This window comes from Nisaea sp. (genome assembly GCF_034670185.1).
In the GTDB taxonomy this organism is placed as follows: Bacteria; Pseudomonadota; Alphaproteobacteria; order Thalassobaculales; family Thalassobaculaceae; genus Nisaea.
The window spans coordinates 1,964,784-1,977,031 of sequence record NZ_JAXMNY010000001.1 but is presented as its reverse complement, the minus strand read 5'-3'; the positions used below and the strand labels follow the sequence as shown (position 1 = coordinate 1,977,031).

General features: G+C 60.6%; 6 protein-coding genes and 1 pseudogene. 3 read left to right on the top strand and 4 right to left on the bottom strand.

Annotated features, from left to right (window positions below):
- Positions 1–9: 9 nt before the first annotated feature.
- Complete coding sequence (gene recQ / locus VOI22_RS09350) at positions 10–1,842, bottom strand: DNA helicase RecQ (RefSeq protein ID WP_323796232.1); 1,833 nt, start codon at positions 1,840–1,842, stop codon at positions 10–12.
- Positions 1,843–1,942: 100 nt separating this feature from the next.
- Positions 1,943–4,936 (bottom strand): annotated as a pseudogene (locus VOI22_RS09345) (bifunctional [glutamine synthetase] adenylyltransferase/[glutamine synthetase]-adenylyl-L-tyrosine phosphorylase); the annotation flags it as partial.
- Positions 4,937–5,103: 167 nt separating this feature from the next.
- On the opposite strand from VOI22_RS09345, the gene VOI22_RS09340 reads away from it, so the two are divergent.
- Positions 5,104–8,235 (top strand): AsmA-like C-terminal domain-containing protein, encoded by a 3,132-nt coding sequence (locus tag VOI22_RS09340; protein WP_323796231.1) that lies wholly within the window; start codon positions 5,104–5,106, stop codon positions 8,233–8,235.
- A 19-nt stretch (positions 8,236–8,254) separates the two neighbouring features.
- Here VOI22_RS09340 and tyrS read toward each other — a convergent pair whose 3' ends face one another.
- Entirely contained in the window at positions 8,255–9,502 is a 1,248-nt protein-coding gene (tyrS, locus tag VOI22_RS09335; protein WP_323796230.1) for a tyrosine--tRNA ligase, read from the bottom strand.
- Between the two features lie 110 nt (positions 9,503–9,612).
- Here tyrS and VOI22_RS09330 point away from each other — a divergent pair, with 110 nt between their 5' ends.
- Entirely contained in the window at positions 9,613–10,740 is a 1,128-nt protein-coding gene (locus VOI22_RS09330; RefSeq protein WP_416366134.1) for an anhydro-N-acetylmuramic acid kinase, read from the top strand.
- A 9-nt stretch (positions 10,741–10,749) separates the two neighbouring features.
- On the opposite strand, the gene VOI22_RS09325 is transcribed toward VOI22_RS09330, so the two are convergent.
- Positions 10,750–11,418, bottom strand: a complete 669-nt coding sequence (locus tag VOI22_RS09325; RefSeq protein ID WP_028464376.1) for an alpha/beta hydrolase — start codon at positions 11,416–11,418, stop codon at positions 10,750–10,752.
- Between the two features lie 328 nt (positions 11,419–11,746).
- Between VOI22_RS09325 and VOI22_RS09320 the strand changes: the two genes are divergently transcribed.
- Positions 11,747–12,190 carry an Rrf2 family transcriptional regulator gene (locus VOI22_RS09320; RefSeq protein ID WP_323796228.1) on the top strand — a complete coding sequence of 148 codons (444 nt, stop codon included), beginning with the start codon at positions 11,747–11,749 and terminating at the stop codon, positions 12,188–12,190.
- Positions 12,191–12,248: the final 58 nt, after the last annotated feature.

Below are 12,248 nucleotides of genomic sequence, written 5' to 3'. Positions count from 1 at the left end.
CCGAGGACCTTACGCTGTCTCTCGCAGAATCAGGTCGATGAAGGGCGCTGCGAACTTCTCCAGCTTGGCTGCTCCGACACCGTGAATACCTGAGAAACTATCCTTGCAGGTCGGTCGCTTGGCGGCCATGTCGGCGAGGCTGCGGTCTGTGAAGACGACATAGGCCGGCACGTTGCCTTCGCGGGCGATTTCCGAGCGGAGTTGTTTCAGAGCTTTGAACAGTTTCAGCTCTGGCCCGCTCATGGTTTCTGTCGGAACGCTGGTAGAGCGCGCGGTCTTGCTCTGGCGTTCGCGGCGCAAGCTGTCGCGACGATAGCGGAAGGGCAGCTCGCCGCGCAGCAGGGTATGGCCCTTGTCGCTGACCGAGAGGCCGCCAAACCCCTGAATGTCGAGGGTCAGGAACCCGTTGGCGACGAGTTGGCGGACCAGGGATTGCCAGTCCTTCGCGTTGTGTGCGGTTCCAGCGCCATATGTCTCGACGCTTTCATGACCGAACTTGCGGATGCGCTCGGTGTTGCCGCCGCGCAGCACATCGACGATATGCACTGTGCCGAAGCGTTCACCCGTGGCCTGAATGGTCTTCAGCGCGAGCACGGCTTCCTCGGTGCCGTCGACCAGATCCATCGGCTCCAGGCAGGCATCGCAATTACCGCAGGGCTCGGATTCCTCGCCGAAATAGCGTAGCAGCGACTGGCGCCGGCATTCCGCTGCTTCGCAATAGGCGATCAGCGCGTCCAGCCGCTTGTGCTCGCGCCGGCGCCGGTCCCCGTCCTCATGCTCCTGGTCGATGAACATCCGTCGCATGCGGATATCGTCGAGGCCGTAGAGCATCAGGGCGCGTGCCGGCGCACCGTCACGTCCGGCGCGGCCGAATTCCTGGTAATAGGCCTCGACGCTGCCGGGCATGTCCGTGTGCAGCACGAAACGCACATCCGGTTTGTCGATACCCATGCCGAAAGCAATCGTGGCGACCATGATGACCGCGCTTTCGGACATGAAGACGTCCTGGTTGCGATCCCGCTCTTCCTTCGCCAGTCCGGCATGGTAGGGCAGGGCATTGAAGCCCTTCTCCCTCAGGAACGCGGCGGTTTCCTCGGTTTTTTTCCGGGAGAGACAGTAGATCACGCCGCTCTCACCCTCATGCATGCCGAGGAAATCCAGCACCTGGCGTTTCCAGTCCGAGCGCAAGGTCACGTCGAGCCGGATATTCGGCCGGTCGAAGCCATGCACGAACATCTCCGCATCGCTGCGGAACAGTTTCTCGGCAATGTCGAGGCGGGTTACCTGGTCGGCGGTGGCGGTGAAGGCGGCAATCGGCACGTTCGGGAAGATGTCCCGCAGCCGGGCAAGATCGTCATATTCCGGCCGGAAGGAGGCGCCCCATTGGGAAATGCAGTGGGCTTCGTCAACCACGAGGAAGGAGAGCGGCAGCTTTCCGATGGCCGCCAGCATGCGGTCCGTCATCAGCCGTTCCGGAGAGAGGTAGAGAAAATCGACCTCTCCGGCTGCCACACGGCGCCAGATATCGACATTCTCCACTCGGTCTTTCGCCGAATTGATGGTCTCGGCGCGCACGCCCGCCAGTTTTAGGGCGGCGACCTGATCCTGCATCAGGGCAACGAGAGGAGAGACGACGACTGTCAGGCCACCACGGACCAGCGCCGGGAGCTGAAAGCAGAGCGACTTTCCGGAGCCGGTGGGCATCACCGCGAGGGCATTGCGGCCGCTCAGAATGGCGTCGACCACAGCCTCCTGGCCGGGACGAAAGCCGTCAAACCCGAATATCCCCTTCAGAACGCGGTATTTATCGCTCTCAGGATCTGGGCGAACGGCATGCATCATCGGAAAACAAGTCCAAGTATGGTGGGTTCGCGCGTCTTTCGCGCCAAGATCTAGTGATGTTGGTACAGGAGGACGAACGGACCCGCAACCATGTCCGGGCTCATTCCTGAGCTTCCGGATCGGGATCGGGGAGTGCCGCCGCCGGGGTTTCGATCAGGCTGGTAAAAGCCTCCCGCACATCGGCGCCGCGTTTATCGATGATCCGGTCCAGATCCTCGAAAGTTTCGACATGGGCAATTCTGGCCAGCCGTGCTTTGAGAGCCTCGGGGGCGGTTTCCGGATCGAACTTTTCTTCCACGGTGAGGCGAAGGACCCACTGGATCGCCCGCCAGAGCCGGGTCGTCGCCGACAGACGGTCGGCCAGTCCGGTGTCCATCAGGCCCTTTTCGGCCAGTCGGTCGAACACATCCGCCGTATTGCCGGTAATCAGATCCGGATGATCGCCGCAATGTTTCAGCAACAGATATTGCGCCATGAATTCCAGATCCACCAGGCCGCCCCGCCAGTGTTTGATCTGCCAATGGGAGGTGCTGGCATGTTCTTTGGCGATCCGCTCCCTCATGACGAAGACATCGCGTAACAGCGTGTCCGGATCGCGTGGGGCGCCGAGCACTTCCTTGAGCAGTGCGTTGAGCTTGTCGGCGAGTGGCGGTGACGCGGCGACGACCCGGGCTCTGGACATTGCCATCCGCTCCCACGTCCAGGCCTCCTCGCGATGGTATTTCTCAAAACCTTCGTAATTGGGCACCATGGTGCCTTTATTGCCGTTTGGGCGAAGCCTCATGTCGACTTCGAACAACCCTCCCTCTGCCGTCTGCGCTGTCAGGGCTGCCAGCAGGCGCTGACCGAGCCGGTTGAAATAGGTACTGGCATGCAATGGTTTCTCCCCATCCGATTCCACATCGAATGGGGCGTCGTAAAGAAACACCAGATCGAGGTCGGATCCGGCGGAAAGCTCCCGGGCGCCGAGCTTGCCATAGGCGATGACGGCAAGCGCAGGAAGCGGGCAGTCTGGAATCCTGCCGTGCTGCTTCGCGAATTCGGCCTCGACCCGTGGCAGCAGCACGGAAATGCCGGCATCCACGATATCCGACAGGCAGGTAGCGGCGCGTGAGGCCGGGACGCGGCCCTGCATCACCTGAATGCCGACAAGGAAGCGCTGGTCGTTGATCCAGCGCCGGGAAATGTCGAGAACGTCCTCGTAATAGGTTGCTCTTTCCAGATCCCGCTCAAGTTCGGAGACAAGGCTATCCCTGTCACCCAGACGGTCCGAGGGATCGTGGGTCAGCACGCCTTCGAAGAGTGAGGGGTGCTGGCCGAGCTGACGGGCGAGCGACGGGGCCATACCCATGATGTCCGCCAGCATCGCCAGCAGGGGCGGATTGGCCTGGAACAGGGAGAAGAGCTGGACGCCGGCAGGCAGGCCTTCGAGAAAACGGTCGAAGCGCCTGAACGCCTCGTCCGGCTCCGGCGCCTGCCCGAAAGAGGACAGCAATGCCGGGGCGATCTCCGTCAGGATCTGACGGGACCTCTCGCTGCGGGTTGCGCGGTAGCGGCCGTGATGCCAGGCGCGAATTCTGGTGGCGACGGAATCGGGATCGCCGAAACCCATATCGGCCAGTGTTTTCAGGGTCTCCGGGTCGTTCTCGACGCCGGTGAAGACGAGGCTGCCTTCGATTTCATTACCGGAAGAGAGCGGTGCGCTTTCCTCGAACAGATGGCCGTAATGATGCGCGACGGTGGAGAGTTGATGGATTAACTCCCGGCGGAAACGGTCCGTGTCGGCGATGCCGAGGAAGCCCGCGATCTTCGCAAGGCCCTCGGTCGTCTCCGGCAGGGAATGTGTTTGGGCATCGTCGACCATCTGCAGGCGGTGCTCGACCGTGCGCAGGAAGCGGTAGGCATCCATCATGGCCTTTGCGACGTCCGGCTTCACCCGGTCGAGCTGGACGAGCGCTTCCATGCCGTCGCTGGTCTTCATGCCGCGCAGCCGGGCATCCCGGCCGCCCCAGATCAGCTGTTGGGTCTGCACGAAGAATTCGATCTCGCGGATGCCGCCGCGACCGAGTTTTACATTGTGTCCCTCGACGTTGATCTTCGTGCCGCCCTTGTGGGCAGCGATCTGCCGCTTGATCGAGTGGATGTCTTCGATGGCCGCGAAATCCAGATGCTTGCGCCAGATGAACGGGCGTATCCGGGTGAAAAACTCTTCTGCCGCCTTTTGGTCCGATCCGATGGCACGTGCCTTGATCAGCGCGGCGCGCTCCCAGTTCTGACCCTGGCTCTCGTAATAGATCTCGGCGGCGGCGGTGGATACGGCGAGCGGCATGGCGCTCGCATCGGGCCGCAGCCTTAGGTCCGTCCGGAAAACATATCCGTCGGACGTCCGCTCTTCGAGCATCCGGACCACCAGCCGGGTCATGGTCACGAAATGCTTCTGCAATTCTTCGACATCCCGGTATTGCGGGACTTCGTTGTCATAGAAAACGATCAGATCGATGTCGCTGGAATAGTTCAGCTCGCGCGCGCCAAGCTTACCCATGCCGAGGCATATCAGGCCTGAGCCGTCGAGAATATCATCGCCGCCCGCGGTAGGAAGATTGCCGTTGCTTGTTTGCAGGTGCAGGGCGTGCCGCCAGGCGGTAGCGATAGCAATGTCGGCAAGCTCACTCAGGGCGCCCGTAACCCGCTCCAGTGGCCAGACCCGGGTAATGTCGGCAATGGCCGTGGTCAGCGAATAGTGCCGTTTCAACACACGCAGAGCGGTCATCAGCTCGGCCGTGCTCAGGGCCGCAGGATCGAGGGCGGCGGCATCTGTCTTCAGGCGCGCTTCCGTTGCGTCCGGACCATCTTCGAGAAGGGCAGCGGCAAACTCGATATCCCTGATCAGCAGCCGTGTCAGATAGGGGCTGTTTGCGAAGAGTCCTTGCAACAGGCGTCCGCCGTTCCGATGTTCGGCTATGAAGCGTGTCCGGTCTGCGAGGGTGTGGTCTGAAAGCAGGCCGGGCTGTTCCTGCCAGCGCTCCAGGCCGATACGAGCTGACTCGGTATCTGTTATTTCCGGGAAGTACTCTATCTGGTCCAGAAACACCGACGCCCTCCGGCTCTGGTTAAAGTTGCTGAAGGGTGCGCACGCTCGGGACGCACGTCAACCGGACATCCGCTTGGGTCCCGTCGGATCATGATGATTTATCGTCTTTAACGTCGCCAGTCGGCATGCCCTATGATAAGCGGAACAATCCTGAGCCAAGAGTGCCCCGTGTGCTGATACGAACCACCAAGATCGCCCTTGAAATCGCAGCTGCGATCTTTGCCGGTATCGTCGTGCTCGCGGCTCTGGTGTTCTGGCGCGCAAGCACGCAGCCGGTCCCTCTAGAGTTTCTGAAGTCCCGGGTTGCCGAGGCTTTGATCCCTGCCGAACGCGGAACAGCGTCGATCGGCGAGCTCAGCATGGAATGGCGGGGCTGGAGCCGGCTTTTCGAGGTTCGGGTGACAAGCCTGCGTCTGAACGGTCAGTCCGGCGGTCTTATTCTGTTCGCTCCGTCTGCGGATATCGCCCTGTCCGGGCCGCAGCTTCTGCTCGGCGAGATTGCACCCGTCCATATTGCCGTTGATCAACCCGTGCTTAATCTGGAGCGCCGGGTTGATGGATCTTATGCGCTCTATGGCGCGACGCCGTCCGGCGGCGACGTGGATGTGGATGCCGGCAATCTGCTGTCAGTGCTGCAAGAGCCTCCGAAAAGCGGACAGCAAGGGCTGGCCGGCCTTGAGCGGCTTGAGAGGTTTTCCCTGAGACGCGCCACCGTGCGCGTGAAAGACGATGCCGGGCAATTCGGCAATATCAGGATGTCCGGATTCGACGGCACGTTCGAGCGTGAGCGTGACGGTTGGCGCGTTGAAGCGCGGGCCGATCTCACGGTAGGCGGAGACAGTGTCGAAATCCGGGGGGACGGCAACTATTTTTACCGGAGCCACACGCTCGACGGTGCGGTTCTGTTTCAGGGGCTGGCGCCGGATCTTGTGCTTTCCCGTCTTCCTGAACTCCCTGTAGATTTCTCGGTGTCGAGCAGGCTTAGCGGCAGCATCGCCTTTGCTCTGCAGGACTTTCGTGCGCTGGAAAGCATCGATGTGATCGCGACCGCGACCGACGGTGCGATTTCTCTTGGCTCCATTCTGCCGGCTCCTCTCCCTTATGACAGCCTGCGCTTCCAGATCGGCTATGACGGTCGCGAAGATTCTGTGGCACTGCGTAATTTTGTCCTCGAGAAAGGTGGCATGGTCGCCATCCTGCAGGGATCTCTCAAGGACTTGTCCAACCCTGCACTGGAGCTCTCGACGAAGATTTCCGGTCTGCCGGTGGACAACATCAAGGATTACTGGCCGCCGGCACTTTTCGAGATAGCGCGCGGCTGGACCACGCAAAATCTGCAGGATGGAATAGTCACGGAGATCACGGCCCGGGTCACCGGGAATATGGAAGTCGGCACCGAAGAAACCCGATTCAGGGATGTCGCGGTCGATGGTGAGCTGGCGTACCAGGATGTCACGGTGCATTACCTGCCGCCGCTTCCGCCGGCACGTAAGGTCGGCGGCACAATGAGCTTCTCGGAGAAGCGTCTCGATGCGGCTGTAACCACAGGGCGTCTCGACGGAATCAAGCTGGAAGGAGCGCAGGTCTCGCTCACCGGTATTCATACGGTCAGCGACGATTACGCAATGATCGACGCCGAGATCGATGGGCCAATCTCGGATATTTTACGCGTACTCGATACGGAGCCTTTCGGCTACGCGCGTGCCCTGGGCCTTGCGCCGGATGAGGTTGCCGGAACCGCGAAAGGGCGGATGCATTTCGAAATGCCGCTTCTCCGGGTGATGACGTTCGACATGGTCGATCTGTCTGCGGAGGGGCAGCTTTCGGATGTCTCGCTGCCTACGCGGACGACCCGCTTGCCGTTCGAGCAAGGGGAAATGTCCCTGAAGCTCGACAAGAACGGCATGCTGCTGGACGGCAGTGGCGCGCTTTCCGGGTTGCCGATGCAGCTTGGCTTCCTGCAGTCCTTCGGCAAGGAGGCCGAGATCCGCCGCCGGACTCATGTCATCGTCCGGCCAGACACGGATAAGCTCGCGGAACTGGGCTTCGACATCCGGCGCTTTGCCGGTGGTGAAGTCGAGCTCGATGCGACGATCGAGCAAGAAACGGACACCGAAGCGACGATCGATCTCGTCCTGGGATTGCAGAATACCGAGCTTGAGATTGCTGAGCTGGCCTGGGAGAAGCCGTCGGGCGCCGCCGGAACCTTGCGGGCCAGCCTCCAGACGCGGAACGACGTCCTGACATCGATCGACAGCTTTCAGGTCGCAACCAGCGATCTCGCCGCATCCGGGTCCGTCGAATTCTCCGAACAGACAAAACTGCCGAACCGGTTGACGGTCGAGCGACTACAGCTCGGCAAGACTGATCTTTCAGGCGTGATCGCAGCCGATGGCACGGGCGGCTTCACCGCGAACATCAAAGGCCCGTTCGCAGACCTGCGTCCGCTTGTCGAACAGTTCGACGGGCATTCGGGGGACATAGATCTGCCGCTTGTCGTCAACGCACGGGTCGATCAGGTGCTGATCGGAAACCTGGATCCGATGCGCGATGTCACCGTGCTGCTGGAGAATGACGGAACCGGGACTCTGTCCCTGGCGGCAAATGGTTTGCTCGGAACGGAACCGGTCGATGTGATTTATTCGACCGCGAACGATAGCCCGCATTTCGAAATCAGCTCTCAGAATGCCGGGAACATGCTGAAATCTTTCGAGGGCTTCGATTCGATTACGGGTGGGAAACTTGCCGCTTCGGGGTTCCGTGAGGAGCTGGACGGCCACATGGGGTGGAACGTCTCGCTGTCGGTTCTTGATTTCAATCTGGTCGACGCACCGGTCATGGCCCAGTTACTGAGCGCCGCGTCAATTAGCGGGCTACCCGCCGTCGTGCAGGGGCGGGGTATTAATTTTTCCAGCCTTGATGTCAGCATGCATGTCTCAGAAGAGATGCTGGTTCTGGATCGGCTTTTGGCGCAGGGCGCTTCGCTCGGTATTTCTGCTTCCGGATCGATTGATCGCATCAAGGACGAGATGGACCTGACCGGTATGCTCGTCCCTGCCTACGTGCTGAACGAGATTATCGGCTCAATCCCGCTGATAGGCACGCTGCTGACCGGTGGCGAAGGCGAGGGATTCCTGGCGTCGGAATTCGGTATCAATGGCCCGCTGGAAAAACCGGTGGTTTCGGTCAATCCGCTGACAGCACTGACACCGGGTATCTTCCGCAATCTGTTCCGGCTTTCGGACGCGCCGCCGAAGGACCCGGAACCTGCGGAGCCTCCCCCGCAGGATACCAGCCCTTAACCTGCGGCAGAGTCCTAAATCAGGTTTCCAGCAACACGTGGCGCTTCTTGCCAGATGACAGCTTGATCACGCCATCGGCGAGATCGGCATCGCCAAGCTTCAGCGTCTCGTCGGAGACCGCAACGTCATTGACCCGGGCGCCGCCATTCTTGATCAGGCGACGGGCTTCGCCGTTGGTCGCGGCAAGTCCGGCAATGCGCAGGGCGTCGACAACCCAGAGGCCTTCGGAAAGTTGCGATGCCTCGACGGACACACGCGGCAGACTGTCGCCGAGAGTGCCTTGCTCGAACGTCTTGCGCGCAGATTCTGCAACCGTTTCGGCTTCTTCACGGCCATGCAGCAGGGCGGTTGCCTCGTTCGCGAGCACCTTCTTGGCGTCGTTCAACTCGGCGCCTTCCAGTTTCTCAAGCCGGGCGATCTCGTCCAGCGGCAGTTCGGTGAAGAGGCGCAGGAACTTGCCCACATCGGCATCTTCGGTGTTCCGCCAGAATTGCCAGTAGTCGTAGGGCGAGAGCCGTTCCTTGTTGAGCCAGACGGCGCCTTTCTCCGTCTTGCCCATTTTCTGGCCGGAGGCGGTGGTGAGCAGCGGCGTGGTCAGACCGTACACGGACTGCTGGTCGACACGCCGGGTCAGCTCGACGCCGTTGACGATGTTACCCCACTGATCCGAGCCGCCCATCTGCAACTGGCAGCCGTAGCGCCGGCGCAGTTCCAGGAAGTCGTAGGCTTGCAGGATCATGTAGTTGAATTCGAGGAAGCTCAGTGACTGTTCGCGTTCCAGGCGCGTCTTCACGCTGTCGAAGCTTAGCATCCGGTTGACCGAGAAATGCTGTCCGATTTTGCGCAGGAACGGGATGTATTCAAGTCCGTCCAGCCACTCTGCGTTGTCGCACATGATCGCATCGCTGGTTTCCTCGCCGAAGCTGAGGAAGCGCTGGAACACGGTCTTGATACCGGACTTGTTGTGCTCGATATCTTCATCCGAAAGCAGCTTGCGGGCCTCGTCCTTGAAGGACGGATCGCCGATCTTGCTGGTGCCGCCGCCCATCAGCACGATCGGCCGATGACCGGCCCGCTGCAGGTGGCGGAGCATCATGATCTGGATAAGGCTGCCGACATGCAGGCTGTCGGCCGTGCAGTCAAAGCCGATATAGGCGGTCACGACCTTGTTGTTCAGCATCTCGTCGAGTGCGTCATTATCGGTGCATTGATGGACGAACCCGCGCTCGCTCATGGTCTGCATGAAGCCCGATTTGAACTGGCTCATGGTCGTGTTCCCGGTGAAGATGTGTCAGAATCCAAGGCGCGAGCACTTAGCACATGGCTACCCCGGCCTCAACCGGAACCGCCGTATTGTGGGGCTTTGTGCATTCGAGAATGAGTTTTCGCGGAGATATCGGGGTGAGCGGGCAGAAGACATACCGGGCAATCGGCCTGATGAGCGGCACGTCGATGGATGGGATCGACGCGGCTCTGATCGACAGCGACGGTGACGGTGAAGTGCGCCGTCGCGGCTTTCTCAGCATGCCCTATCCCGACGATTTCCGGGCTCGCCTGCAATCCGTCATGGGCGATGCCGGCGATGTGGCTGGTGTTGCATTCGAATTAACCGAGCGTCATGCGGAGGCGGTTTCCGCCCTGCTTGCCGCCGAAGGTGTGGCCAGTACCGAGATCGATGTTATCGGCTTTCACGGACAAACCATCCTGCATGAACCGGAGCGGCGCCGGACGGTCCAGATCGGGGCGCCGGACGTGCTGGCGCGCACGACCGGCCGGCCCGTTGTATTCGATCTGCGGCTTGCCGATGTCGCAGCCGGTGGAGAGGGCGCGCCGCTTGTGCCGGTCTATCATCGGGCGTTGACGCGACGGCTCGGCTCTACCGTCGCGGTGCTTAATCTTGGAGGTGTGGGGAACGTTACCTGGATAGACGGAGATGCAAGCGCCGGCCCGGAAGCAATGCTGGCTTTCGATACAGGCCCCGCAAATGCTCTGGTTGATGATTTCGTCCGGGCGCGGCGTGGCGAGCGTTTTGATGCCGGTGGCACCTTGGCGGCAAAGGGGCTGGTCGACGAAGCACGTTTGGCGGATCTGCTTTCCGATCCCTATTTTGACCGGCAGCCTCCGAAGTCCCTCGACCGGGATCATTTCGCGCGTCGCGCGATGGGGGCTGTTGTGGGCCTGTCGGACGAGGATGGCGCTGCGTTGCTCACAGCCTTCTCGGCGGCCTCGGTCGCCCTGGCCGGGCGCTGGTTCCCGCATGCGGTCTCACAATGGATCGCCTGTGGCGGCGGCCGTCACAATGCAACACTCATGACCATGTTGGCAGAGCGTCTGAATGCCCCTATTTTCCCGGCGGACGATCTTGGCTGGAATGGTGATGCCGTCGAGGCCGAGGCCTTCGCCTATCTGGCAATTCGCAGCCTGCAGGGAAAGCCGTTGACCTTCCCCGGCACGACCCGCGCGCCGGTGCCGCTGTCAGGCGGCACCTTGCACAGGCCGGACTGAGTCGCGGCTTTATTTCGACGCGGCGGGGAGCTGCTCGCTCTCCGGCAGGGATTTGTTCAGGTAGCCGGTGACGGCCTTGTTCACGTCTTCCAGGTGCTTGGTGAAATAATGGTTGGCGTTTTTCACCACGACATGGTCGATGACGATGCCCTTCTGGGCCGACAGTTTGTCGACCAGCTTTTTCACGGAATCCGGAGGCACAACATCGTCTGCATCGCCGTGCACCATGATGCCTGAGGCAGGGCAGGGGGCGAGGAAGGTGAAATCGAACATGTTGGCCGGCGGGGCAATGGAGATGAAACCGGTAATCTCCGGGCGGCGCATCAGAAGCTGCATGCCGATCCAGGCACCGAAGGAAAAGCCGCCAACCCAGCAATAGGGCGCGTTAGGATTGTAGGTCTGCAGCCAGTCCAGCGCCGAGGCGGCATCGCTGAGTTCGCCTTCGCCACGGTCGAACACACCCTGGCTTCGTCCGACTCCGCGGAAATTGAACCGCAAGGTCGAGAACCCGCGGTTCACAAAGTTCTGGAACATGGAATAAACGACTTTGTTATTCATGGTCCCGCCATGCTGCGGATGCGGATGCAAAAGCAGGGCGATGGGAGCATTTTCTTTCTTGCTGTGGACGTAACGTCCCTCAAGGCGCCCCTCGGGACCATTCATAATGACTTCAGGCATACGATCCGTTCCTCAACCGCCGGTATTCCGGCTCACCCGATCCGGTCGGGCGGACAACTGCTGACTACTCTTGGCGAGCATATCAGGGTAATCCGTCTCTATCCCGGTTTACATTTATTGCGCATTAGCTGTAATCTCAATCTAACAGCAAGAGTCTGGCTTTAGCTTACTCGGGCTGTAAGATTCAAGTGTAGCATTGCAGCCCGTACGCGGATGCATAGGTCGATGCGCACTGTGACCATAGAAAATTGGTCGCTATTTCGTAATTGAACGGACGGGACCTCCGTTCTGCTGCAACGTTCACCGTTTGTTGGGGCCTCGGTGAATTGTGACCATATCGGCACGGGGGTCGAATAACGTGAAGTTCAGTACTAAAGGGCGCTACGCAGTCATGGCTGTCTGCGACCTGGCCCGACATGATGATGGTCGGCCAGTCTCTCTCGCCGAGATAGCCTCGAGACAAAAAATCTCAGTTTCATATCTTGAACAAATGTTCGCGCAGCTTCGCAAGGCCCGGTTCGTAAAGAGTGTACGGGGGCCGGGTGGCGGCTACCTCCTCGCGATAGAGCCGGCGCAGATCAAGATCTCCGAGGTTATGACGGCGATTGAGCATCCGGTGCGGGGTAACCAGGACGATGATGGCATGTTCGCGACGAGAGGGTGTTCGGACGATCCCACGAAGCCTCTTTGGGAAGAAGTCGGGCGTCAGGTTCTCGGCTATCTGGACAAGGTGACCGTTGCGGATCTGATGACGGGGCGCGTGCCGCACTGACGCGCTCCCTCCTTGACGGTTTTGTCCCGCCTGCTTATCCCGGCTGAGCGATTGGCCG

Bases quoted from the DNA above. Each gene is read 5' to 3' on its own strand.
- recQ (WP_323796232.1), bottom strand. From the start codon at position 1,842: ATGATGCATGCCGTTCGCCCAGATCCTGAGAGCGATAAATACCGCGTT.
- tyrS (WP_323796230.1), bottom strand. From the start codon at position 9,502: ATGAGCCAGTTCAAATCGGGCTTCATGCAGACCATGAGCGAGCGCGGG.
- VOI22_RS09330 (WP_416366134.1), top strand. From the start codon at position 9,613: ATGAGTTTTCGCGGAGATATCGGGGTGAGCGGGCAGAAGACATACCGG.
- VOI22_RS09325 (WP_028464376.1), bottom strand. From the start codon at position 11,418: ATGCCTGAAGTCATTATGAATGGTCCCGAGGGGCGCCTTGAGGGACGT.